We start from the raw sequence: 24,157 nt of genomic DNA, 5'->3' as shown, positions 1-24,157 counted from the left end.
GCCGGCGCATGAGCACGAGCGCGGCGCCTTCGCCGCTGCACTATTTCGGCATCCGCCACCACGGCCCCGGCTGTGCGCGCAGCCTGCTGCGCGCCTTCGAATCGCTGCAGCCCGACTGCATCCTCGTCGAGGGCCCGCCCGAGGCCGAGCCGCTGCTGTCCTTCCTGGCGCATGCCGACCTGCAACCGCCGGTCGCGGTGCTGATCCACGCGAGCGAGGACACCGGCCTGGCCGCGTTCTATCCCTTCGCCACCTTCTCGCCCGAGTGGCAGGCGCTGCAGTGGGGCGCGGCGCGCGGCGTGCCCACGCGCTTCATCGACCTGCCGCAGGCGCACCGCATGGCGATCGAGCAGGCTGCGCGTGTGGCCGACGAAGCCAAGGCCGCAGAGCCTGAAGACACACCACTCGGCGATGACGAGACCGACACGGTGCCCGTCGCCGAAACCGTCGACGAACCCGAGGAAGAACAGGCCGCGCACACGCTGCCCGACGACCCCTTCGACTGGCTCGCCCATGCCGCCGGCTATGCCGACGGCGAGAGCTGGTGGAACCACATGGTCGAGGAGCGCGGCGACGGCGAAGACCTGTTCGGTGCCATCGCCGAAGCCATGACGGCCGTGCGCGCCGAAACGCCCGAAGACCGGCGCGGCGTGCGCGCGATGGAACGCGAGCAGCGGCGCGAAGCCTTCATGCGGCAATCGATCCGCGAGGCCGTCAAGGCCGGCCACCAGCGCATCGCCGTCGTGTGCGGCGCCTGGCACGTGCCCGCGCTGCAGGGCGCGGCCACCGCCAAGGCCGATGCCGCGCTGCTCAAGGGCCTGCCCAAGCTCAAGGTGCTCGCGACCTGGGTGCCGTGGACCTACCGGCACCTCACGAGCGCCAGCGGCTACGGCGCGGGCATCGATTCGCCGGGCTGGTACGAGCACCTGTGGCAGCAGGGGCACGAGGTGGCGGGGCGCAGCACCGGCTGGCTCGCCCGCGTCGCGCGGCTGCTGCGCGAGCACGACCTCGACTGTTCGTCCGCCCACCTGATCGAGGCCACGCGCCTGGCCGACACGCTGGCCGCATTGCGCGAGCGCCCCGCGCCCGGCCTGCCCGAGCTCGACGAGGCCGTGCGCAGCGTGATCTGCATGGGCGAGCAGGCGCCGCTCACGCTCATCCGCGAACGCCTCACGGTCGGCGACCGCATGGGCCAGGTGCCGGCCGACGTGCCCACCGTGCCGCTGCAGCGCGACCTCGAACAGGCGCAGAAAAGCCTGCGCCTCAAGCCCGAGGCCACCGCGAAGACGCTCGACCTCGACCTGCGCCAGCCCAACGACCTGGCGCGCAGCCACCTGCTGCACCGCCTGCGCCTGCTCGGCCTGCCGTGGGGCGAGGTCACGGCCGGCCAGCGTGCGAGCCGCGGCACCTTCCACGAGGTGTGGCAGCTGCAGTGGCAGCCCGAGTTCGCGCTGCGCGTCATCGAGGCCAGCCGCTTCGGCGCCACCGTGGCGCATGCCGCCAGCGCGCGCGTGATGGAAGGGCTCGCGGCCGAGACCTCGCTCACCGCACTGGCCGAGCAGGTCGACACCGTGCTGCTGGCCGACCTGCCCGTGGCCGTGCAGGCCGTGACCCGCGCGCTCGAGGACCGCGCCGCGCTCACCGGCGACGCCGTGCAGCTCATCGGCGCCGTGCCGCCGCTGGCCAACGTGTTCCGCTACGGCAGCGTGCGCCAGACCGACAGCGCGCTGCTCTCGCACGTGCTCGACAGCCTCATCGTGCGCGGCGCCATCGGCCTGCCGATCGCCTGCGGCGCGCTCGACGCCGAAGCCGCCGAGTCGCTGCGCACCCGTCTCATCGGCGCGCACGACGCGGTGCGCCTGCGCGACGGCGAAGAAACGACCACCGCCTGGCGCAACGCGCTGCGCGCCATCGCCTTCGGCGAAACCGGCGCGCCGCTGCTGCGCGGCGTGAGCTGCCGGCTGCTGCTCGACGATGCGCAGATCGACAGCGACGGCGCTTCGCAGCAACTCGCGCGCAACCTCTCGGCCGGCGCGCCGCCCACCGATGCGGCGGCCTGGCTCGAAGGTTTTCTCAACCGCAACGCGATGGTGCTGCTGCACGACGATGCCGTGTGGTCGCTGGTCGACGGCTGGCTCGCGGGGCTCGGCGAAGAGCACTTCGTGCAGGTGCTGCCGCTGGTGCGGCGCAGCTTCGCGGACTTCTCGGGCGCCGACCGGCGCGCGCTCGGCGAACGCGCGAAACGCGGCGCGGTCGGCAGCACCTTGCCGTCCGCCGTGGCCGCCACCGACTGGGACGAATCACGCGCGGTGCTCGCGCTGCCGCTGCTGCGGGAACTGCTGGGAGTGAAGGCATGAGCGCGAATCCGATGGAAGAAGACACCTTGCCGCCCACCGACCGCCTGCAGCGCTGGCGCCTCGTGCTCGGCAGCGAAGCCAACGCCAGCTGCGGCGCCATCGAAGGCCGCGTGCGCGAGATCGACCAGGCGCTGGCCGCGCTCTACGAAGCCGACGGCCGGCGCGGCCTGGGCCAGGGCGGGCAGCGCGGCGGCCGGGGCGATTCGGCGCCCAGCGTGGCGCGCTGGCTCGGCGACATCCGCAAGTACTTCCCCAGCCAGGTGGTGCAGGTGATGCAGCGCGACGCGATGGAGCGCCTGAACCTGCGCCAGATGCTGCTGCAGCCCGAGATGCTGGAGAACGCGCAGCCCGACGTGCACCTGGTGGCCAACCTCGTGGCGCTGGCGAGCGTGATCCCGGCCGGCACCAAGGACACGGCGCGCGCCGTGGTGCGCAAGGTGGTCGACGAGCTCATGAAGAAGCTCGAGGAGCCGATGCGCAGCGCCGTGAGCGGCGCGCTCAACCGCAGCCAGCGCAACCGCCGCCCGCGCCATTCGGAGATCGACTGGCACCGCACCATCCGCGCCAACCTGCGCCACTGGCAGCCCGAATACCGCACGGTGGTGCCGCAGACGCTGGTGGGCTACGGACGCAAGGCGCGCCAGCCGCAGCGCGAAGTGATCCTGTGCATCGACCAGAGCGGCTCCATGGCCGCGTCGGTGGTCTATTCGAGCATCTTCGGCGCGGTGATGGCGAGCCTGCCGGCGGTGTCGACCAAGCTGGTGGTGTTCGACACCGCCGTGGTCGACATGACCGAGCAGCTGCAGGACCCGGTCGACCTGCTGTTCGGCGTGCAGCTGGGCGGCGGCACCGACATCAACGGCGCCGTGGGCTACTGCCAGACGCTGGTGCGCGAGCCGCGCAACACCATCCTGATCCTCATCTCCGACCTGTACGAAGGCGGCGTGGAAGACGGCCTGCTGCGCCGCGCCCACCAGCTGGTGGAGGCCGGCGTGCAGTTCATCGCGCTGCTGGCGCTCAGCGACGAGGGCGCGCCCTCGTACGACCGCGACCTGGCCGCCAAGCTCGCTGCCCTGGGCGTGCCCTCGTTCGCCTGCACGCCCGATGCGTTCCCCGGCCTCATGGCCGCGGCCATCAAGCGCGAGGACGTGTCGACCTGGGCCGCCGGGCAGGGCCTGAAGACCAGCCGGGCCGCCCCGTGACGCAGCGCCGCCTGCCCGACCTGAAGCGACGGCGGCTGGCCGCGCTGCTGGGTCTGGTGGCGGGCACGGCCTGGGCGCAGCCCTCCGACGACACCGCGCGGCCGATCCGCTGGATCGTGCCGTTCCCCACGGGCGCGATCGCCGACGTCGTCGCGCGCGCCATCGGCGCCCAGCTCACCATCGACACGGGCCAGCCGGTGCAGATCGAGAACCGCCCCGGCGGCAACACCGCGCTCGCCGCCCTCGAAGCTGCGCGCGCACCGGCCGACGGCCACACCGTGCTGTCGGCCGACAACGGCATGTGGGTGTTCAACCCCGCGCTGTACCGCAGCCTGAGCTACAGCCCGTCGCGCGATTTCACACCCGTCACGCAGCTGGTGCGGCTGCCGATGGTGCTGCTGGTCGGCCCGGCCAGCGGCGTGCGCGATGCGCGTGCCTTCATCGAGGATGCGCGCGCCTTTCCGGGTCGCTTCAGTTTTGCCTCGGCCGGCAACGGCAGCGCGCAGCACCTCGCGATGGCGCTGCTGGCGCGCGAGGCGGGGCTGGAGATGGTGCATGTGCCGTACCGCAGCGCCGGGCCGGCGCTGGTCGAGGTGGCGGGCGGGCAGTTGCCGTTCGCGATGGGCGAGCTGGCGACGGCGCGCCGCTTCATCCAGGGCGGCCGGCTGCGCGTGCTCGCGGTGGCGAACTCCGTGCGCCTGGCGCAATGGCCGGGCGTGCCGACCTTCGCGGAACTGGGCCTGCCGAAGGTCGAGGCCGCGATCTTCCACGGCCTCGTGGCGCCGGCGGGCACGCCGCCCGAGGTGGTGGCGCGGCTGCAGCGCGCGGTGGCCAGCGCGCTGCACAACCCGGTGGTGCAGCGCCGCCTCGCCGAGGCCGGCGTCGAGCCGGTGGGCGGCACGCCGGCCGAGTTCGAGACCCTGCTGGCGCGCGAGTCGGCGCGCTGGCATCCGCTGATCCGCGCGCTCAAGCTCTCGCTGGATTGAACAGGTCAGCGCGCTGCGCTGTCGTCGCTCGGCAGGAAGGAATCGCCCGGCGTCAGCGGCGCATGGCGGTAGCTGGCCGGCGTGCGGCTGAGCTTCACGGGCGCGCCGATGCCGCGGTAGCCGCCTTCCATCTCCACCACCATCTCGCGGTGCAGCGTGTGCGGGTGCTGCAGCGCGGCCGCCACCGGCAGCACGGGCGCGGCGGGCACGCCGGCGGCCATCAGCTGGTCGACCAGCGTGCGGCCGTCGAAGGCGGCGAGTGCGGCTTCGAGCTGCTGCTTGAGGCCGTCGCGGTTCACCGAGCGCGCGCCAGCGGTGCGGTACAGCGGGTCGTCGGCCAGCGCGGGCAGGCCGATGCAGCGGCAGAAGCTCGCGAACTGGCGGTCGTTGCCCACGGCCACGAAGATCGGGTCGGTGCCCGTGGCCAGCGCGTCGTAGGGGTAGATGTTGGGGTGCGCGTTGCCCGTGCGGCGCGGCGCCGTGCCGTCCATGAACCAGTTGGCCGCGTGCGGGTGCAGCAGCGAGAGACCGCTGTCGTACAGCGCCGCCTCCACGAACTGGCCGCGTCCGCTGCGGTTGCGCTCTTGCAGCGCGAGCAGCACGCCGATCACCGCGTTCAGCCCCGTCACCATGTCGACCACCGGCAGGCCCACGCGCAGCGGGCCGCCGTCGGCCTCGCCGTTGATGCTCATGATGCCGGTCATGGCCTGCACGGCGGCGTCGTAGCCCGGCAGCGCGCCCAGCGGGCCGTCGGCGCCGAAGCCCGACACGCGGCACCACACGAGGCGCGGAAAGCGCTGCGACAGCGCCTCGTAACCGATGCCCCAGCGTTCCATCGTGCCGGTCTTGAAGTTCTCGATCAGCACGTCGGCCTCGGCCACCAGCGCCAGCAGCGCCTCGCGGCCTTCCTCGGTCGAGAAGTCCAGGTGCTGCACGCGCTTGTTGCGGTTCAGGCCGTGGTAGTACGAGGCCACGCCTTCCTTGAAGGGCGGGCCCCAGGTGCGCGTGTCGTCGCCCTGCGGCGGCTCGACCTTGAGCACGTCGGCGCCGTGGTCGCCGAGGATCTGGCCGCAGTAGGGGCCGCCGAGGATGCGCGAGATGTCGAGCACGCGGATGCCCGCGAGGGCGCCGGTCGAAGAAGGGGCGGTGGTCATGGGGTGGACTCGGAAGAAGAGGGAGCGGTGCGCGGCACCAGCTTGAAGGTGCCGGTGGCCAGCGCGAGCAGCTCGCCGTCGGCGTTGCGCGCCTCGCCGCGCGCGAAGCACATCGCACGGCCGCGCCGCTCGCACACGGCGGTGGCGATCACGTCGCCGGCGCAGGGCGCGGTGTAGTGCACCGTGATGTCGACGGTGACCACGCCGAAGGCCGTGGGCGCGTGCGAACGCACGGCGCTGGAGAGTGCGCAGTCGAACAGCACGGCGATCGCGCCGCCGTGCACGTCGCCGCGGCTGTTGGTGTGGTCGGCGCTGTAGGGCATGCGCACGCGTGCGCGCTCGTCGCCGATGGCCTCGCCGTGCAGCGCGAAGGCACGCGCCATCGGCATGGGCAGGCCGAACAGCACGCCCGGTGGTTCGTCGACGAAAGCGGTGTTCGACATGGTGTGCGTCTGGGGGTCAGTCGAGCAGGCCGCGCTGGCGCAGGCGCGCCACGCGTTCCTTCTCGCGCGCGGTCGTGGCCAGCGCGTAGCGGCGGTACTGTTCGGGGTCCATCGCGTTGGCCTGCTGGTTCAGCTGCTCCAGCACGCGCAGGCCGGCGGGCGACGCCAACGCCTTGCGGAAGGCGTCGTGCACGGTCTTCACACGCGCCGGGTCCATGCCCGCGGGGCCGGCGATGCCGTAGGGCGAGTCGATGACCGCGTCCACGCCCTGCTCGCGCAGCGTCGGCACCTGCGGGTAGCGCTTGACGCGCTGCGGCGTGAGCATCACGAGGTAGCGCATCTTGCCGGCGTCGATGTGCGGCACGGCCACGCCCGACAGCGGCGCGGCGTCGATGTGGCCGCCGAGGATGGCGTTGGTCACTTCGGCGTCGCCCTTGAAGGGCACCATGTTGAGCTGGACCTTCGCCATCTCGGCGGCCTCGTCCATCACGATGCGCGGCGTGCCCACCGCGCCGGTGGCGCCCACGTTGAGCTTGCCCGGGCGGCGCGCAGCGTCGGTCGCGAAGTCCTGCCAGGTCTTCCACGGCGCGTCGGCCTTCACCGCGAGGCCGAAGGTGTAGTCGGACAGCATCACCACGTACGAGAAGCTGCGCGCGGGGTCGAAGGCCACCTTGTTGATGAAGGGCTCGCGGTACACCGAGGCCGGCAGCACGGCCAGCGTGTAGCCGTCGGGCGCGGCGCGCACGAGCGCGGCGGCGCCGTTGGTGCCGCTCGCGCCGGGGCGGTTGTCGAGCACCACGGGCTGGCCCAGGGCCTTGCCGGCTTCTTCTGCCACGGCGCGCAGGTGCTGGTCGGTGGGGCCGCCCGCGGCGTACGGAACGATCAGCGTGACGGGGCGTTGCGGGTAGGTCTCCGCGGTGGCGGCGCCGGCGGCGGTGAACAGCGCGGCGAGGGCGAGCAGGCGTGACAGCCGTTGCGTTTTCATCTTCTTGTCTCCTTGTTTTTCTTGTGCGTCGTGGCGGTCAGTCGAGCTGCGCGCCGGACTTCTTCACCACGTCCTTCCACTTGACCGTTTCGCTGCCGATGAACTGCGCGAGCTTCTGCGGCGAGGTGTCCACCGTGGCTTCCAGGCCCTGCGCGGCGAACATCTGCTTGACCTTCGGCGAGTTGAGCACCTCGGCGAACGCGTGGTTGAGCTTGGTCACGCGGTCGGCCGGCGTGCCGGCCGGCGCGACGATGCCGAAGAACACGCTCACGTCGTAGGGCTTGTGCAGCTGCTCGGTGATGGTCGGCACCTCGGGCAGCGCCTGCGAGCGCGCCGAGGTGGCCACGCCGAGTGCGCGCAGCTTGCCGGCCTTGACGTAGGGCAGCGCGGTGAGGATGTCGGTGAAGGTCATGCTGACCTGGTTGCCCAGCAGGTCGTTGAGCGCCGGGCCCGTGCCCTTGTAGGGCACGTGCAGCAGGTCGGTGCCGGCCACCGAGTTGAACAGCACGCCCGCCAGGTGCGACGAGGCGCCGTTGCCCGACGAGGCATAGCTGAGCTTGCCCGGGTTGGCCTTGGCGTAGGCGACCAGCTCGGCCACGTTCTTCACCGGCAGGGCCGGGTTCACCACCAGGATGTTCGGCAGGTAGCCGACCTGGATCACGGGCGCGAAGCTCTTCGTCGGGTCGTAGCTGATCTTGCGGTACAGGCTCACGTTGATGGCCAGCGGGCCCGAGGTGCCGAACAGCAACGTGTGGCCGTCGGCCTCGGCGCGCGCCACGTAGTCGGCACCGATGTTGCCGCCCGCGCCCGCGCGGTTCTCCACGATCATGGGCTGGCCGAGCTTGTCGCGCAGCTCGGCGGCGAGCGTGCGCGCCATCGCGTCGGTCGGGCCGCCGGGTGGGAAGGGCACGACCAGCGTCATGGGCTTGGTCGGGAAGGCGCCGGGCTGGGCCTGCGCGGCGGGCGTGGCTGCCAGCAGCAGCGCGGCGCAGGCGGTGCCGAGGAGGAGGCTGAGTCGTTGTCGCATGGGTGGTTGTCTCCGTTGTTCTCAAAAAAGAGGCTCAGGCGGCCGTGCGCACGAGCGCGGCGTGCCAGTCGGCGGGCAGTGCGTCGGGTGCCAGCGGATCGCGCGGCAGTACGCGGTGCAGCAGCACCAGCTGGGCCCAGCGCAGGCGCGCGGCGGAGCCGCCGGCCGAGGCCTCCCAGGCCATCGCGGCGGCGCTGGTGCAGTGGTACAGCGCCGATGCGGCCTGGCGCGCGAGCACGTCGCCGCCTTCGCGCGCGGCGGTCTCGGCCAGGGCGCAGGCGCGGGCCATGGTGTCGCGCAGCGCGGCGGCAAAGGCCGGCGTGAGTCCGGTGGCGTCGGCGATCAGCTTTTCGACGTGCGCGCGCAGCACGGGCAGCGAGCCTTCGCGCTTCACGGCGCGGATCACGTCCAGCGCCACGATGTTGCTGGTGCCTTCCCAGATCGAGCCCAGGTGCGCGTCGCGCACGAGGCGCGGGTCGCTCCACTCCTCGATGTAGCCGCAGCCGCCGCGCACTTCCATCGCATCGCCCGTGACCTGGCGCGCGTCGCGGCAGGCGCGGAACTTGATGAGCGGCGTGAGGATGCGCAGCAGTGCGTACGCATCGGGCTCGCCGGCGTCGGAGCGTGCGAGCGCCTGCGCGGTCTGGCAGACCATGGTGCGGGCCTGCTCGGACGGCACGCGCAGCTTGTCGAGCTGGCGCTGCATCAGCGGCATCTGCTCGAGCGCGCGGCCGAAGGCGCGGCGTTCGGAGGCGATGTACTCGGCCTCGGCCACCGCGCGGCGCATCAGGCCGGCGGAGCGCACGCCGTTGGACAGGCGCGAGTTGTTGACCATGTCGGCCATCTGCTGGAAGCCGCGACCTTCCTCGCCCACGAGGTAGGCCACGGCGCCTTCGAGGCGGATCTCGCCGCTGGCCATCGAGCGCGTGCCCAGCTTGTCCTTCAGCCGGATGATGCGGTAGTGGTTGAGGCTGCCGTCGTCGAGCTCGCGCGGCAGCAGGAACAGCGACACGCCCTTCATGCCCGCAGGCGCGTCGTCGGCGCGCGCCAGCACCATCGCAAAGCCGGCGTCGGGGTTGGAGCAGAACCACTTGTCGCCGGCCAGGCGCCAGCTGCCGTCGGCCTGGCGCTGCGCGGTGGTGGCGGTGGCGGCGATGTCGGAGCCGGCGGCCTGCTCGGTCATGAACATCGCGCCCTGCGCGAGCTCGTCGAAGTCGAGCGAGGTCAGGCGCGGCAGGTACTTGGCGACCAGCTCGGGCGCGCCGAACTTCTTCAGCGTGCGCGTGAGCGAGTCGGTCATCGAGACCGGGCAGCACAGGCCGAACTCGGCCTGCACGAAGAGGTAGGTCAGCACGTACTTGACCAGCGGCGGCATCTTGCCGGCCCAGCCCAGCGTCTCGTCGCGGTGCGAGATGGCGGCCAGGCCGAATTCGCTGAGCGCCAGGCGCTCCATCTCGACATAGGCCGGGTGCTTGATGACCTTCTGCTCGTCGATGCCGGTGCGCGTGCGCTGCTTCAGCGTGGGCGGGTTGCGGTCGGCGGTGCCGGCCAGGTCGTCCAGCAGGCCGCCCGCCAGGCCGCCCAGGCGCTCGAAGTGCGGGCGCATGTGGGTGCGCAGGGCTTCGGGCAGGTACAGCGCGAGCAGCGTGTGCAGCTCGGTGTCGGTGGTGAAGAGGTTCTGGCCGTGGCGATCGGGGATCGGGTGCGCGGCGGCTGTGGCAGCGGAAGCAGCGGGTGTGGGCATGCGGGCGTCTCCTGGTTCGCCGCATTGTTGAGTTGGCAACGATCCGTGTCTAATATTGATTTGGTCTTGTACGATTTGATCTAACTATTCATGGAACTGCGGCACCTGCGCTACTTCTCCGTGCTCGCCGAAGAGCTGCACTTCGGGCGCGCCGCGCGGCGGCTGGCCATTTCGCAGCCACCGCTGTCGGTGGCGATCCGTCAGCTCGAAGACTCGGTGGGCGCGCGCCTGTTCGAGCGCAACAGCAAGGAAGTGCGGCTCACGCCGGCGGGCGAGGCGCTGCGCGTGTCGGCGCGGCGCGTGCTGCTGCAGGCCGAAGAGGCCGCGCTGGAGGCGCGCGACGTGGCCACCGGCTCGGCGGGCCGGCTGCGCATCGGCTTCGTGGGCGCCATGCTCTACCGCGGCCTGCCGCCCGCGCTGCGCGCGTTCCAGGCGCGGCATCCGGCGGTGCGCATCACGCTGAGCGAACTCAACTCGGGCGTGCAGATCGCCGAGCTGCTGCACGACCGGCTCGACCTGGGCTTTGTCCACACCAGCCGCATGCCGGCCGAGCTGCAGCACCGGCTGCTGCTGTCGGAGCCCTTCGTGGCCTGCCTGCCCGCGGGCCATGCGCTGGCGCGCAAGCGCGTGCTGGCGCCGACCGACTTGCGCGATCAGCCCTTCGTGCTGTTCTCGCGCGAGGCCTCACCCGATTACCACGAGCGCATCCTGTCGATCTGTGCCGAGGCGGGCTTCTTGCCCGAGGTGCGTCACGAGGTGCGGCACTGGCTGGCCGTGGTGTCGCTGGTGTCGCAGGGCATGGGCGTGGCGCTGGTGCCGCAGGCGATGCGGCACTCGGCGCTGCGCGGCGCGGTGTTCCGCCCGCTCGACCGCGCGGTGGCGCAGTCGGAGGCCTACGGCGTGTGGCGCACCGGGCCGGTCAATGTGCTGGTCGAGCGGCTGCTCGAAGGCGTGGCGCAGAGCCTGGCCGCGAACGCCGCTCAGTGATCACGCGTAGAGCGGTTCCTCGGCCATCTGCTCGCACTGGTCTTCCAGCACGAGGATCTGGCCCTTCCAGTAGTCGCTGGAGCCGAACCACGGGAAGTTGATCGGGAAGATCGGGTCTTCCCAGCGCCGTGCCAGCCAGGCGCTGTAGTGGATGAGCCGCAGCGTGCGCAGCGGCTCGATGAGCGCCAGCTCGCGGCGGTCGAATTCGCGGAACTGCTCGTAGCCGTCGAGCAGGCCCGACAGCTGCGCCGTGCGCTGCGCGCGGTCGCCCGACAGCAGCATCCACAGGTCTTGCACCGCGAAGCCCGTGCGCGCGTCGTCCAGGTCGACGAAGTGCGGGCCGCCGCCGGGGCGGTCGGTGGGCGTCCACAGGATGTTGCCGGGGTGCACGTCGCCGTGCAGGCGCAGCTTGCGGGGCTTGAAGTCGGAGGCCGGCGGCTGCAGCGCCAGGGCGGTGGCGCGAACCATGTCCAGCGCCTCGTTGCAGATCTTTTCCCAGTCGCGCTGCATGTCGAGCGGGATCTTGTCGTTCTCGAGCAGCCAGTCGCGCGAATCGAGGCCGAAGGTCTGCAGGTCGAGCGCGGGGCGGGCCTCGAAAGGCTTGGCGCTGCCCACCGTATGGATGCGCGCCAGGAAGCGGCCCACCCATTCGAGCACCTCGAAGTTGTCCAGCTCGGGCGCGCGCCCGCCGCGGTAGGGGCTCACGCTGAAGGCAAAGCCGGCGTGGTGGTGCAGCGTCTTGCCGTCGAAGGCCAGCGGCGGCACGGCCGGCACTTCGCCGGCGGCCAGTTCGAGCGAGAAGGCGTGCTCTTCGAGGATCTCGGCCTCGCTCCAGCGGCCGGGGCGGTAGAACTTGAGCACCACGGCCGGGTGCGGGTTCGGGTCTTCCAGGTAGACCTGGTAGACCCGGTTTTCATAGGAGTTCAGGCCGGTGAGGCGGCCGTCGCCGTGCAGGCCGAGTGTCGCGAGCGCGTCGAGCACCACGTCAGGCGTGAGGCTCTCGTAAGGATGGGTGTTCGCGGGCGCGACAGAAGAAGGGGTCATGCGGCGATTGTCGCCACATGGGCCCCGTGCGGGTCAGCGAGCGCCCGCTTGTTTGTAAAGCGAAAGGATATGGCCGGTGCGCGGGTCGCCCTTGCCCGCCAGCACCTGCGCGTAGGCGGCCTGCACCGCCTCGCCGCCGTGGTGGTGCTCGGTGTGCAGCCAGGGGTTGCTGGCGTTGGTCACCGTGGCCAGGAAGCGGTGCCACGCGGCCACCATGCGCCGGCCGAACTCGTCGGCGCCCCATTCGGTGGTGCGCTTCTTGATCTGCGCCGGCGCGAAGAACAGCGTGGCGCGCGGGCCGGTCAGGCTCTTGCCCGCGCCCTTGGCGGCGAGCTGCTCCACGTGCGTGCCGCCGATCGAGCTGCTGTACTTGAGGTTGGTGAAGCGCTCGTGGATCGCGGTGCGCAGCTCGCCGTTGCCGGCGAAGTCGATGTACACGCAGGGCGTGTCGGCCGCGATGGTGTCCAGCGCGTCGTAGGTCACCACGCGGTCGTAGCAGCCCAGGCTCTGGCAGAAGGCCACGTTGGCGGGTGAGGTGAGGCCGACCACCTCGATGCCGTCGCGCTGGTGCAGCTGGAAGGCCGTGCCGTAGGCCGTCTTGCTCGACGCACTCGACAGCAGCATGGTGGTGGCTCCGAAGAAGTCGTTGTCGGCCATGAAGTCGTCGATCAGCCACGAGGTGATGAACAGCGGGCGCAGCAGCGCCTGCAGGTCTTCGGTGTCGGTGGTGTACAGCGGGTCGGCGTTGCAGCGGAAGTACTGGTTGTAGACCGCGGGCAGCTCGGCGCGGTGCGCCGCCGCATCGGTGAAGCGCGAGGGCGAGAGCCGGTCGGGGCTGAGCACCGCGCTCGTGGACATCGGCCAGTAGCCGTAGATCCGTTCGCCCACGGCCACGCCCGGGTGCTGCGACTGCACCACGCTGGCAAAGCCCCACACCGGGATGCTGCCCCAGCCTTCTTCCTCGGAGGGAAAGAACTGCCAGTAGCTCATCGCATCGCCGAAGGCGGCGTAGGTGATGTTGTTGGAGGTGAGCGCAAAGCTGTCGATGCGCACGCGCACCTGGCCGTCGGCCAGCGGCCGGTCGGAGGTGTCGGTGTGCAGGCGCGCGGTGGCCAGCTGGTCTTTGCGGATCAGGAGGTGGGTGGTGCTCATGGGGTCGATCTCCACGGGTGTGTGTTGAAGACGGGTGGCGGGACGGGCGAGACGTGCGGCCACATTAGCCAAGCTTGGTGAAAGGCGCTATCTCGGCGTGCGTTTCGGCGTCACCCGTGAGACAGACATGAAAAAAGCGCCCGGGCTTGTGGCCGGGGCGCTTTTTTCGTGAAACCGTCAGAGCGGAATCAGACGATGGTCAGTTCCACGTCGATGTTGCCGCGGGTGGCGTTCGAGTACGGGCAGACCTGGTGAGCCGTGTCGACCAGCAGCTTCTTCTGTGCGTCGTCGAGGCCGGGCAGCGAGATCGCCAACTGCACCGAGATGCCGTAGGCCGCGCCGCCGTTCGTCGGGCCGAGGGAGACCTTCGAGTCGATGGCGACTTCTTCCGGCACCTTGACGCTGATCTTCGGGCCGACGGCCTTCATGGCGCCGATGAAGCAGGCTGCGTAGCCGACCGCGAACAGCTGCTCGGGGTTGGTGCCGGGCTTGCCCGAGCCGGGCGAGCTCAGCTTGACGTCGATGGCGCCATCGCTGGACTTGCCGGCGCCGTCACGGCCGCCGACGGTGTGGGCTTCTGCGGTGTAGAGAACTTTGTCGAGCTTGGTGGTCATGGTGATTTCCTTTGGTCAGGGGAGTGGTGATGAAAGGGCTTCTTCTCACGAAGCCGGGGAGAACTCTGGATGGGTTGTTTGTGTGTCAGGCGGCTTTGCGGATGCGGTCGCGCAGGGTTTGTATTTGCTGCGTGAGGGCGATCAGCTCGGGGACGGAGCATTCGGCGGCGGCCATGAGGCACTCGGGGACGTTGGCAGCACGGGACTTGAGCTTGCGGCCTGCGGTGGTGAGCGTGATGTGGACGCGGCGCTCGTCTGCGACGTCGCGGACTCGGGCTACGTAGCCGTTGGCTTCGAGGCGCTTGAGGAGCGGGGTGAGGGTGCCGGAATCCAAAGAGAGACGCTCGCCGAGGGCGGAGACGGTGGGGCCGTCTTGCTCCCAGAGGGCGAGCATCACGAGGTATTGGGGGTAGGTGAGCTGGAGCTTTTCTAGCAACGGCTTGTAGAGACGGGTCATTGCCAAGGAGGCGGAGTAGACGGCGAAGCAGAGCTGGTTGTCTAGCTTGAGCAGGTCGTCTGTGTTGGGTTTCGTTGGCATGGGGGGAATTGTAGTTCGCAATTCAATTGTGTGCAATGTAGTTGTTTTGGGTGACTTGGGGTGGTGGTCGTTTTGCTTCCCGAGGCCGGGACTCGCCCCGGCGGGCGACTCACTTTCTTTGCTTCGCCAAAGAAAGTAAGCAAAGAAAGGCGACCCCACTGTCTGCGACCCTTCGCTTCGCTACGGGCAACCTGCGGTGCTCGCGTTTCGCGGGGTCTCGCAGAACTCGCTTCGCTCAAACAGCTGCGAGCCCTGATCCGCGAAACGCTGCGCTCCTCGGCGCAGCCAGAGGGGCTTTGATACCGGGCGGGCCGTCGCTTCGCTCGGCCCGGGAACTTCCAATAGCCGGATGCCACGGCTTTGCTCGTGCTCGTGCTCGTGCTCGTGCTCGTGCTCGTGCTCGTGCTCGTGCTCGCAGGCCCATCTGCATCTGCGTGAGCGCACACGCCAGCGGCTCATGCAGCGACCAACGTCACAACCAATCCCCGCCGCAGCAGGCGCGAAGCGCCTGCTGCGGCCCACTGGCCGAGCGAAGCGATGGCCCGAGGGGTTCCCCAATCCCTTCTGTATGCGCCGAGGAGCGCAGCGTTTCGCGGATCAGGGCTCGCCCTTGTTTGAGCGAAGCGAGTTTGGGCGAGACCCCGCGGAACGTGAGCACCGCAGGTTGCCCGTAGCGAAGCGGAGGGACGCAGACAGTAGGGTCGCCTTTCTTTTGCCTACGTTTCTTTGGCGAAGCAAAGAAAAGTAGGTCGGCCGCCGGGCCGAGACCCGGCCTCGGGAAGCAAACCAAGCCAACACCTCAACGAACTACCCCCGAAACCGCTTCCGAGTCAAAGCCAGTGCAATCCAGAAAGCAACAACCGCATACACAACCAAAACACCCGCATGCACCCACCACCCCTCAGGCCACCGATCCATAAACAGCGGCCGCACCAAAGCAACAGCATTCGTCAAAGGCAACCAAGCAGCCACAGCACGCACAACAGAAGGCAGCTGCTCCAGCGGAAAAAACACCCCACTCAAAAACATCATCGGCGTCATGAACAGCGTGAAGTAATAGGTAAAAAAGTCATACCCCTTCGCCAACGCATTGAAGATCAACGCCACAGAAGAGAACGTGATCCCACACCCAATCAACACCATCCAGGCCACGATCAACTTAGGGCTGTGACTGATCCCAAGCCCAAGCATCACAAACAAGATCGCAGTCACAGTAAAAATCGACTTGAACGCCGCCCACAACATCTCAGCGAGCACGATGTCATCCAGCCCCACCGGCGCATTCATGATCCCGTCCCACGTCTTCTGCACATGCATCCGAGAAAACGCCGAATACAGCGCCTCGAAGCTCGCCGCATTCATCGCACTCATGCAGATCGACCCACTCGCCAGGAACAGGATGTACGGCACCTGCGTGCCATCCACCGTCACCTGCCCGACGAGAGCGCCCATCCCGTAGCCAAACGCCACCAGCCAGATCAGCGGCTCCGCGATGTTCCCGATCAGGCTCGGCAAGGCAAGCTTGCGCCACACCAGCAGGTTGCGCAAAAACACCGGCCACCATCGCATCGACAGCTCAGGCGCGCGCCACACAGAGGGTGAAGGCGGCACAGGCGTCTCGGGAGAAACGGCAGAAGAAGCAGTGGTTGTGTTCATAGAAAGAAGGCCTAGCCATCCTGGCGAATCTGCCGACCGGTGAGCTTGAGGAAAAGATCTTCCAGATTGGCCGGCCGATGAAAGGTGCGCAGCCCGCCGTGCTGCGTCAACGCATCGAGCAGACGCCGCGCATCCTGCGTATAGAAGAACACGGTCTCGCCACTCACCTCCACGCGCGCAGCCAGCGCCTGCAGCTCGGCCGACCCGGCCAGCGACAGCGCCCCGTTGCCATACACCTCGACCACATCGGGCTCCAGGTGCTCGGCGATCAGGTCACGCGGACGACCTTCGGCGATCTTGCGGCCATGGTCGAGCACCAGCAGACGCGAACACAGGCGCTCGGCCTCGTCCATGAAGTGCGTGGTCAACAGGATCGACTTGCCCTGCTGCAACAGCACCTGCAACCGTTCCCACATCAGGTGCCGCGCCTGCGGGTCGAGGCCGGTCGTGGGTTCGTCGAGCAGCAGCAACTTGGGGTCGTTCACCAGCGCGCGCGCCAGCGACAGGCGCCGGCGCATGCCGCCCGACAGCTCGCCGGGCTTGGCGTCGGCCTTGTGCGAGAGCGCCGCGAACTCCAGCAGCTGCGGCACGCGCGCGCGCACATGCGCCTTGCTGAAGCCGAAGTAGCGGCCGTACACCACGAGGTTCTCGGCGCAGCTGAAGTCGGGATCGAGGGTGTCGAACTGCGACACCACGCCCAGTTGCGCCTTGATGGCCAGCGCGTCGCGCGGCATCTGCAGGCCCAGCGCCTCGATGCTGCCGCCGTCGGGCGCGGTGAGGCCCAGGCACATGCGGATGGTGGTGGTCTTGCCCGCGCCGTTCGGCCCGATCACGCCCAGGCACTCGCCGGGCGCGATCTCGAACGAGAGGTCGTCGACGACCGTGGTCTCGCCGTAGCGCTTGCGCAGCCCACGGACCTGGAACAACGGGGAAGAGGACGAAGAGGAAGGCGAGGAGGGGGTGGTGTGGGATGGCACGCGGCCATTCTGACGCAGCCGGCCGATTGGCGCACGGCTACATGCGCAGCCCGCTGAACTCGCTTTTCATCCACTCGATGAAGGCCCGCGTGCGCGCCGGCAGCAGCCGCGCATTCGGGTAGATCACGCTCACGGGCCGGGGCGCGGGCTCGTAGTCTTCGAGCACCAGCTGCAACCGGCCCTGTGCCACGTGCGGCAGCACCTGGTAAGAGAAGAAGGTGCCGAAGCCCATGCCCGCGGCGCAGGCCTCGATGGCGGGCGCGAGGTGGTTGAACTCCAGGCGGTTGTCGGGCGTCACGTGCACGGTCTTGCCGCCGTCGCGGAACGCCCATTGCGACGGTGCATCGATGCGCCCGCGCACGCAGGGTGCGCCCGCCAGGTCGCGCGGATGACGCGGCACGCCGTGCTGCGCCAGGAAGGCGGGGCTGGCCACCACCACGCGGCGGATGGTGCCCAGCGTCTGCGCCACCAGCGACGAGTCTTCGAGCGGGCTGATGCGGATGCCGACGTCGATGCCTTCTTCGAGCAAATTCACCGTGCGGTCGTGCAGCCGCACGCTGCAGCGCACCTTCTCGTGGCGCTGCATGAAGCGCACGATGGCGGGCGCCACGTACATGTGGCCGAACAGCACCGGCGCGGTGATGACCAGCTGCCCGGCGGGCTCGCGCGCCTCGGCCTTCAGCGCCTGGTCGGCGGCGTCGGCCGCGAGCAGCACCTCGCGCGCGCTCGGCAGGTAGTGGCGACCCTCCTCGGTGAGCGACAGGCGCCGCGTCGTGCGGTGAAACAGGCGCACGCCCAGGTGCGCCTCGAGCGCGGCGAGCGCGCGCACCACGGCGGGCAGCGAACTGCCGAGCGCCTCGGCGGCGCGGGTCAGGCTGCCCTGGTCGGCAATCTGCACGAAGGTCTGCATGGCCTTGAAACGATCCATGGCGCGATTAAACCGGAAAACGCAGCAGTCAAATCCGGTAAAGGCTATTCATTCATTTGGTGGAAGAGAGAAGAATCGAGGCCATACCCACCCGAAGGACTCTTCATGACCGAGAACAGCACCACCGCCCGTCAGCCCGCCCAGCCCATCCAGCTCTTCGGCAGCGCCATCTCGGGCCACGTGCACCGCGTGCGCTTCTTCCTCTCGGTGCTGGGCCTGCCCTTCGAGATCGTCGAGCTCAACCTGCGCCAGCGCGAGCACCGCACGCCGGAGTTCCTGGCGCGCAACCCCTTCGGCCAGGTGCCGGTGATCGAGGACGGCGAGGTCACGCTGGCCGACTCCAACGCCATCCTCGTGTACCTCAACGAACGCTACGCCCCCGATCCGGCGCGCTGGATGCCGCGCGACCCGGTGGGCGCGGCGCGCGTGCAGCGCTGGTTCTCGGTGGCGGCCGGCCCGCTGGCCTACGGCCCGGCGGCGGCGCGCATCATGGTGCTGTTCGGCGTGGACGCCGACCGCACCGAGACCGTCAAGCGCTCGCACGCGCTGCTCGCGGTGATGGAGACCTGCCTGTCCGAGCAGCCCTTCCTCGCGGGGCCGTCGGCCACGCTGGCCGACATCGCGAACTACGCCTACGTGGCCCATGCGCCCGAAGGCAGCGTGTCGCTCGACGCCTACCCGCAGCTGCGCGCCTGGCTGGCGCGCGTGGAAGCCTTGCCCGGGTTCGTGCCGATGGTGCGTTCGCCGGTCGGCCTGGCGGTGGCGTCATGATCGCCGCACCCTTCCACGCCGGCGAGCGCGCGCTGCAATCGCTCGTGGGCGCGCGCGAGCAGATGGAGGCGATGGGCCCGCGCGTGATCCGCGACTACATGCCCGACCAGCACCGCGAGTTCTTCGCGCTGCTGCCGTTCCTCGTGGTCGGCAGCCTCGACGCCGACCTGCAGCCGTGGGCCAGCATGCTCGCCGCGCCCGCCGGCTTTGCGCACTCGCCCGACGCGACGCACCTGCGCATCGATGCACTGCCGGGCGCCGGCGATCCGCTCACCGGCCAGCTCGCGCCCGGTGCCACGCTGGGGCTGCTGGGCATCCAGCCGCACACGCGGCGGCGCAACCGCATGAACGGCACGGTCGAGGCGCTCGATGCGGCGGGCTTCATGGTCGAGGTGCAGCAGAGCTTCGGCAACTGCCCGCGCTACATCCAGGCGCGCGAGCCGGTGTTCGCCGCGCCGCCTGCCAACGAGCCCGCCGTGCAGTGGCTCGACACGCTCGACCTCGCGGCCGAACGGCTCATCGGCGCCGCCGACACGCTGTTCATCGCCACGGCGTACCCCGACGCGGTGGCGGTGGGCGACGCGGCCGATGCGCGCTCGCACGGCGTCGACGTGTCGCACCGCGGCGGTCGGCCGGGCTTCGTGCGCGTCGATGCGGGCGGCGTGCTCACGGTGCCCGACTTCAACGGCAACCGCTTCTTCAACACGCTCGGCAACCTGCAGGCGCACCCGCGCGCGGGCCTGCTGTTCGTCGATTTCGACACCGGCGAGCTGCTGCACCTGAGCGCCACGGCGGAGATCGTCACGGACGGGCCTGAAGTGGCGGCGTTCGAAGGCGCGGAGCGGCTGATGCGCTTTCACGTCACGCGCGCGCTGCGCCGTCCGGCCGCACTGCCGCTGCGCTGGGGCGAGGCTGCGTTGTCGCCGCACCTGGCAGGCACCGGCCGCTGGGCCGCGCACTGACTCAGTCGAAGACGGGAATGCGCCCGTTGACTGACGGGCGGTAGTGCCAACTGAGCGCATCGAGATCGGGTGCGCTTCGTTGGCGCAGCAGCGCTTCGAGGCCCGCCGCAGCCAGCGTGCAGGCCAGCGCCTGCCCCGGACACGCATGCAGGCCATGACCGAAGCCAAGCACGCGGCGCCGCGCACGCACGGGCATGAAGCGGTCGGGCTCGGGGTTGAACGCCGGATCGCGCTGCGCCGAGGCCAGCAGCACCAGCACCGCATCGCCCGCCGCCAGCGAGGTGCCGGCGATCTCGACGGGCTCGATCGCGAAGCGGCGCGTGTTCTGCACCGACGGGTCGTGGCGCGACGTCTCCTCGACGATGGCGAGCAGCCCGTCGCGCGTGCGTGCCAGCGGGCGCAGCGCAGGCTCGCGCGCCAGTGCGATCAGGCTGTTGCCCAGCAGGCCCGCCGTGGCGTCGCAGGTCTGCGAGAGCAGGCCCACGAGGTTCGCCAGCAGCGCGCGCGAGAGCGGCGCGCTGGCCGCGCTTTCGGCCAGCACCGCTGCCAGCAGCGTGCCGTCACGCGGCGAAGCGTTCGCGCTCAGGGTTTCGAAACGGTTCATCAGCGCGCCGGCCGCCACGCTTGCCGCCTGCAGCTGGTCGGCGTTCGACAGCGGCGAAAGGCAGGCGACGAAATCGCGCATCCAGCGGTCTACCTGCGGCAGTGATGCACCGTCGAAGCCGAGCAGGTGCGCCATCGCCCGCACGGGCAGCGAGAACAGCGCCTCGGACAGCGGCGCCTGCGCAGGCAGCTGCTGCGCCACGTCGAGCGCGGCGGCGTGCGCCGCCTGCAGGTCGAGCCCGGCCAGCGCACGCTGCAGTGCCGGCCGGTGCGCCTGGTGCGCGGGGCCGTCGTTCATGCGCACGAGGTGGCCGAACACCTCGCCGGCGGGGCTGCCCACGATCGCGCGCGGCACGGGCTCGGCGGCGGGGCGCACGCGCAGCGCGCCGTGGGCCTGCAGCACCTGCATGACGACATCGGCGCGGCTCGCGACCCACACGCGCAGGCCCTCGTGCCACGCGAGCGGCGGGCCGTCGCGCAGCGTGGCGTAGTACGGGTAGGGGTCGGCATGCGTGGCGGCGGCGACCGGGTCGGCGGGATGAGTGAGCGTGGCGGTAGTCATGGCGCGCAGTGTGCGTTCGCCGCCGCCGGCACACTTCGGTCGCGAACGAAGTGTGGGATGCGGCATCGCCTTAGGATGCCCGCATGGACGACACCACCGCTTCCGATTTCCAGCTCGCCCGCCTCGCCGGCGCCATCGCCGAGCCGGCGCGCGCCCGCATGCTGAACTGCCTGATGGACGGCCACGCCCGCACGGCGACCGAGCTCGCCACGGTGGCCGAGGTGGCGGCCTCGACCGCGAGCGCGCACCTTGCGCGCCTGAAGGAGGAGCGGCTGGTCGAGGTGCTCGTGCAGGGCAAGCATCGCTACTTCCGCCTGGCCAGCGACGACGTGGCCGCCGCGCTCGAAAGCCTCATGGTGGTGGCCGGCGCGCCGCGCCCCGCGGCCACCGCCTTCCAGCCCAACACGCCGAGCCGCCTGCGCAGCGCCCGCACCTGCTACGACCACATGGCCGGCACCGCGGGTGTCGCGCTGCACGACCGGCTGCATGCGCAGGGCTGGCTCAGCGGCCTGGCGAGCGGCTCGTACGAACTCACGCCCGACGGCGCCATCGCGCTGGAGAGCCTGGGCGTCGAGGTCGACGCCGTGCGCCGCTCGCGCCGCCGCTTCGCCTGCGCCTGCCTCGACTGGAGCGAACGCCGCCCGCACCTGGGCGGCGCGCTCGGGGCCGCGTGGCTGCAGCTGTCGCTGCGGCGCGGCTGGGTGCGGCAGGAACTCGACGGGCGCGCGCTCACGCTCACGCCGAAGGCGCAGCGCGAGATGCCGGAGCTCTTCGCCTGAGGGCGAAGGCGCTCAGGCCTTCAGCTTGAGCAGATAGATGAGTGGACCGGCCATCGCCGTGTCGAGTTCGAGAAAGCTCTCGAAGTCTTTCCCCGCCATCCAGTACGGGTCCCAGTTGTTGCGCTTGATGGTCTTCTGCCAGAGGTCATGCGTGGTGGCGCGTTGCACGGCCTCGAGCAGCTGGCCGCGGCGGTAGGGCGGCACCTTCTTGCCCGTCATCACGCCGCGCCAGTTGGCAAGGTCGGCGTCCACGCCCTGCTGGCGCACCGAGGCGATCCCCTGGAACGGGTGCTTGGACGACACGCCGATGGCGCGCAGCTTGCCGTTGGCGATGTTCTCGGCGAACTCGCTGTAGCCCGAGATGCCGACCGCCGCCTTGCCCGTCTCGAGGGCTTCGACTACCTGCGCGCCGCCCGGGTGCGGCTGGTAGTTCAGCGACGCCGAGGCGCCGGCCACGCGTGCCAGCATGCCGGCGAACATGTGGTCCACGCCGCCGGCCGAGCCGCCCGCGATGACGGTGTTGGCGGCATCGGCGCGCAGCTGGGCGACGAGGTCCTTGGGGGTCTTGATGGGTGAGTCGGCCTTGACGGCGACCACCTCGTAGTCGCTGGTCAGGCGCGCCACGGGCGACACATGCGCCAGCGTGACGGCGGGCTTTTGCAGCGCCACCGCGCCGACCATCACCATGCCGCTGACCAGCAGCGCCTCGGGGTCGGCGTCGTACTTCTCGACGTACTTGGCCAGCCCGATGGTGCCGCCCTTGCCGCCGATGTTCTCGTAGCTGACGGTGCCCACGGCGCCCGAGGCCAGCAGGGCGGCGCCGAGGGCGCGGCCGGTCTGGTCCCAGCCGCCGCCTTCGTTGGCGGGAATGACGATGCGCAGCTTGCTGCTCAGCGGCGCGTCGGCCGCGCGGGCGTTGCCGGCCCACAGCGCGGCCTGGCCCGCACCGGCGGCAGCGGCCGAGGCTGCCAGCCAGGTGCCGAAGCGGCGGCGGGACAGGGGAAGGGCGGCGGCAGCAGGCGGCGAAGACGGGCGCATCGTGTTTCCAGTTGTGTACGTGACAGCCAATGATGTCCGCGAAACAAGGCAAACACGCCCTCGCCCGCACAGGGAGAAACCCTGAGGGGGAAAGAGGGGGGAAAGGCGTCGGAGCCTACTGGAAAGCCACTTCCGCGAAGCTTCGCAGCTTGCGGCTGTGCAGCCGGGTCGTGCCTTCCTGGCGCAGGATCTCGATGGCGCGCATGCCGATGCGCAGGTGCTGTTCCACGCGCTCGCGGTAGAAGTGGTTGGCCATGCCGGGCAGCTTGATCTCGCCGTGCAGCGGCTTGTCGCTCACGCACAGCAGCGTGCCGTAGGGCACCCGGAAGCGGAAGCCGTTGGCCGCGATGGTCGCGCTTTCCATGTCCAGCGCCACGGCGCGGCTCTGGCTGAAGCGGCGCTGCGGCTGGTTGCCGGGCAGCAACTCCCAGTTGCGGTTGTCGGTGCTGGCCACGGTGCCGGTGCGCATGATCGTCTTCAGGTCGGGGCCCTCGCACTTCGTGACGTCGGCCACCGCCTGCTCGAGCGCCAGCTGGATCTCCGACAGCGCCGGGATCGGCACCCACAGCGGCAGCTCCTCGTCGAGCACGTGGTCCTCGCGCACGTAGGCGTGGGCCAGCACGTAGTCGCCCAGCTGCTGCGTGTTGCGCAGGCCCGCGCAGTGGCCCAGCATCATCCAGGCGTGCGGGCGCAGCACGGCGATGTGGTCGGTGATGGTCTTGGCGTTGGCCGGGCCGACGCCGATGTTGGTCATGGTGATGCCGCTGTAGTCCTCGCGCACCAGGTGGTAGGCCGGCATCTGCGGCAGGCGCGGCGGCGCGGTGCCCTGGCTGCCGTCCAGCAGGTGGGCGAAGGTGTCGCTGTGGCCCGCGGCCAGCCCGCGCCGGCGCGTGATCACGTTGCCGGGCTCGATGAAGGCGATGTACTCGCTGTTCTCGTCGGCCATGGCCTCGTGGCCCAGGCGCACGAACTCGTCGATGTAGAACTGGTAGTTGGTGAACAGCACGAAGTTCTGGAACCACTCGGGCGCCGTGCCCGTGTAGTGGCGCAGGCGGTGCAGCGAGTAGTCGACCCGCGCCGCCGTGAACAGCGACAGCGGCTGCGGCTCGCCGGGCAGCGCCTCGAAGGTGCCGTTGGCGATGCCGTCGTCCATGGCGCCCAGGTCGGGCAGGTCGAACACGTCGCGCATGAGGGCGCGGCGCTCGGCGCTCATCGTGCCTTCGATGTGGTCGTTCTCGGCGAACGAGAAGTGGATCGGAATGGGCTGCGTGCTGGTGCCCACCTCGATCTCGACCTGGTGGTTTTCCAGCAGCAGGCGGAACTGGTCGAGGTAGTAGCGCGAGAACAGGTCGGGCCGCGTCAGCGTGGTCTCGTAGCGGCCGGGGCCGGCCACGAAGCCGTAGCTCAGGCCGGCGTTGGCCGGCGGCGTGTGGCGCGAGACGGTGTGCGTGTGCACCCGCACGAACGGGTAGCAGGCCCGCACCCGGCCCGGCAGCGCCTCGCCGGCGACGAAGCGCAGCATCGATTCGCGCAGGTGGGCCAGGCCGCCCTGGTAGATGGCTTTGACCTGGTCGAGCGCCTCGGCGGCGTCGGTGAAGCGGGCGGGAGCGACGAAGGTGGGCATGTAGGGCATGCCGTCATTGTGCAA

At 70.2% G+C, this 24,157-nt stretch carries 22 protein-coding genes; 7 read left to right on the top strand and 15 right to left on the bottom strand.

Annotation, left to right across the window (positions count from 1 at the left end; all coding sequences use genetic code 11):
* Positions 1–8: 8 nt before the first annotated feature.
* From AC07O4_RS07260 to AC07O4_RS07250, 3 genes are read left to right on the top strand one after another with little or no spacing between them, the layout of a single operon-like run.
* Complete coding sequence (locus AC07O4_RS07260) at positions 9–2,357, top strand: DUF5682 family protein (RefSeq protein ID WP_492745697.1); 2,349 nt, start codon at positions 9–11, stop codon at positions 2,355–2,357.
* Entirely contained in the window at positions 2,354–3,559 is a 1,206-nt protein-coding gene (locus AC07O4_RS07255; protein WP_492745699.1) for a VWA domain-containing protein, read from the top strand. The genes AC07O4_RS07260 and AC07O4_RS07255 overlap by 4 nt, the downstream gene beginning before the upstream one ends.
* Positions 3,556–4,545, top strand: a complete 990-nt coding sequence (locus AC07O4_RS07250; RefSeq protein ID WP_495304134.1) for a Bug family tripartite tricarboxylate transporter substrate binding protein — start codon at positions 3,556–3,558, stop codon at positions 4,543–4,545. The genes AC07O4_RS07255 and AC07O4_RS07250 overlap by 4 nt, the downstream gene beginning before the upstream one ends.
* Before the next feature lie 5 nt (positions 4,546–4,550).
* Here the strand turns inward: AC07O4_RS07250 and AC07O4_RS07245 are convergent, their stop codons facing one another.
* The 5 genes from AC07O4_RS07245 to AC07O4_RS07225 are packed head-to-tail and all read right to left on the bottom strand — an operon-like array spanning position 4,551 to position 9,898.
* A complete protein-coding gene (locus AC07O4_RS07245; RefSeq protein WP_495304132.1) occupies positions 4,551–5,699 on the bottom strand; it encodes a CaiB/BaiF CoA transferase family protein in 1,149 nt (382 codons plus the stop codon).
* Positions 5,696–6,142 carry a PaaI family thioesterase gene (locus AC07O4_RS07240; protein ID WP_495304130.1) on the bottom strand — a complete coding sequence of 149 codons (447 nt, stop codon included), beginning with the start codon at positions 6,140–6,142 and terminating at the stop codon, positions 5,696–5,698. The genes AC07O4_RS07245 and AC07O4_RS07240 overlap by 4 nt, the downstream gene beginning before the upstream one ends.
* Positions 6,143–6,158: 16 nt before the next feature.
* Positions 6,159–7,127 (bottom strand): tripartite tricarboxylate transporter substrate binding protein, encoded by a 969-nt coding sequence (locus AC07O4_RS07235; RefSeq protein WP_495304128.1) that lies wholly within the window; start codon positions 7,125–7,127, stop codon positions 6,159–6,161.
* Positions 7,128–7,164: 37 nt separating this feature from the next.
* A complete protein-coding gene (locus AC07O4_RS07230; protein WP_495304127.1) occupies positions 7,165–8,154 on the bottom strand; it encodes a Bug family tripartite tricarboxylate transporter substrate binding protein in 990 nt (329 codons plus the stop codon).
* 34 nt (positions 8,155–8,188) lie between these two features.
* Entirely contained in the window at positions 8,189–9,898 is a 1,710-nt protein-coding gene (locus tag AC07O4_RS07225; RefSeq protein ID WP_495304125.1) for an acyl-CoA dehydrogenase family protein, read from the bottom strand.
* A 90-nt stretch (positions 9,899–9,988) separates the two neighbouring features.
* Here AC07O4_RS07225 and AC07O4_RS07220 point away from each other — a divergent pair, with 90 nt between their 5' ends.
* A complete protein-coding gene (locus tag AC07O4_RS07220) occupies positions 9,989–10,885 on the top strand; it encodes a LysR family transcriptional regulator (RefSeq protein ID WP_495304124.1) in 897 nt (298 codons plus the stop codon).
* Here AC07O4_RS07220 and AC07O4_RS07215 read toward each other — a convergent pair whose 3' ends face one another.
* The 7 genes from AC07O4_RS07215 to AC07O4_RS07185 form a co-directional block, all read right to left on the bottom strand.
* Positions 10,886–11,929 (bottom strand): serine/threonine protein kinase, encoded by a 1,044-nt coding sequence (locus AC07O4_RS07215; RefSeq protein WP_070063054.1) that lies wholly within the window; start codon positions 11,927–11,929, stop codon positions 10,886–10,888. It lies immediately after the preceding gene.
* Positions 11,930–11,962: 33 nt separating this feature from the next.
* Positions 11,963–13,081: a DUF2855 family protein gene (locus tag AC07O4_RS07210; protein WP_495304122.1), complete on the bottom strand. Its 1,119-nt coding sequence runs from the start codon at positions 13,079–13,081 to the stop codon at positions 11,963–11,965.
* Between the two features lie 188 nt (positions 13,082–13,269).
* Entirely contained in the window at positions 13,270–13,695 is a 426-nt protein-coding gene (locus tag AC07O4_RS07205; protein WP_062481095.1) for an organic hydroperoxide resistance protein, read from the bottom strand.
* A gap of 85 nt (positions 13,696–13,780) precedes the next feature.
* Complete coding sequence (locus AC07O4_RS07200; protein WP_095950280.1) at positions 13,781–14,233, bottom strand: MarR family winged helix-turn-helix transcriptional regulator; 453 nt, start codon at positions 14,231–14,233, stop codon at positions 13,781–13,783.
* 807 nt (positions 14,234–15,040) lie between these two features.
* Positions 15,041–15,889 (bottom strand): ABC transporter permease, encoded by an 849-nt coding sequence (locus AC07O4_RS07195; protein WP_062481099.1) that lies wholly within the window; start codon positions 15,887–15,889, stop codon positions 15,041–15,043.
* Between the two features lie 11 nt (positions 15,890–15,900).
* Entirely contained in the window at positions 15,901–16,866 is a 966-nt protein-coding gene (locus AC07O4_RS07190; RefSeq protein ID WP_062481101.1) for an ATP-binding cassette domain-containing protein, read from the bottom strand.
* Positions 16,867–16,903: 37 nt separating this feature from the next.
* On the bottom strand, positions 16,904–17,794 hold the full coding sequence (locus AC07O4_RS07185; RefSeq protein ID WP_495304121.1) for a LysR family transcriptional regulator: 891 nt from the start codon (positions 17,792–17,794) through the stop codon (positions 16,904–16,906).
* A gap of 105 nt (positions 17,795–17,899) precedes the next feature.
* Here AC07O4_RS07185 and AC07O4_RS07180 point away from each other — a divergent pair, with 105 nt between their 5' ends.
* Together AC07O4_RS07180 and AC07O4_RS07175 are read left to right on the top strand one after the other, a co-directional pair.
* Positions 17,900–18,565 carry a glutathione S-transferase family protein gene (locus AC07O4_RS07180; RefSeq protein ID WP_495304120.1) on the top strand — a complete coding sequence of 222 codons (666 nt, stop codon included), beginning with the start codon at positions 17,900–17,902 and terminating at the stop codon, positions 18,563–18,565.
* A complete protein-coding gene (locus AC07O4_RS07175; protein ID WP_495304118.1) occupies positions 18,562–19,527 on the top strand; it encodes a flavin-nucleotide-binding protein in 966 nt (321 codons plus the stop codon). Before AC07O4_RS07180 ends, AC07O4_RS07175 begins: the two co-directional genes overlap by 4 nt.
* Position 19,528: 1 nt before the next feature.
* On the opposite strand, the gene AC07O4_RS07170 is transcribed toward AC07O4_RS07175, so the two are convergent.
* Positions 19,529–20,692, bottom strand: a complete 1,164-nt coding sequence (locus AC07O4_RS07170; protein WP_495304116.1) for a cytochrome P450 — start codon at positions 20,690–20,692, stop codon at positions 19,529–19,531.
* Between the two features lie 83 nt (positions 20,693–20,775).
* Between AC07O4_RS07170 and AC07O4_RS07165 the strand changes: the two genes are divergently transcribed.
* Positions 20,776–21,471: an ArsR/SmtB family transcription factor gene (locus tag AC07O4_RS07165; protein ID WP_070061854.1), complete on the top strand. Its 696-nt coding sequence runs from the start codon at positions 20,776–20,778 to the stop codon at positions 21,469–21,471.
* Positions 21,472–21,483: 12 nt separating this feature from the next.
* On the opposite strand, the gene AC07O4_RS07160 is transcribed toward AC07O4_RS07165, so the two are convergent.
* Positions 21,484–22,509 (bottom strand): Bug family tripartite tricarboxylate transporter substrate binding protein, encoded by a 1,026-nt coding sequence (locus AC07O4_RS07160; RefSeq protein WP_495304114.1) that lies wholly within the window; start codon positions 22,507–22,509, stop codon positions 21,484–21,486.
* Positions 22,510–22,624: 115 nt separating this feature from the next.
* Complete coding sequence (locus AC07O4_RS07155; RefSeq protein WP_062481401.1) at positions 22,625–24,142, bottom strand: AMP nucleosidase; 1,518 nt, start codon at positions 24,140–24,142, stop codon at positions 22,625–22,627.
* Positions 24,143–24,157 lie beyond the last annotated feature (15 nt).

This window comes from Variovorax sp. GW821-FHT09D04 (assembly GCF_059416405.1).
Note: the sequence above shows the minus strand (reverse complement) of the source record. Positions and strands in the feature narration are given on the sequence as shown.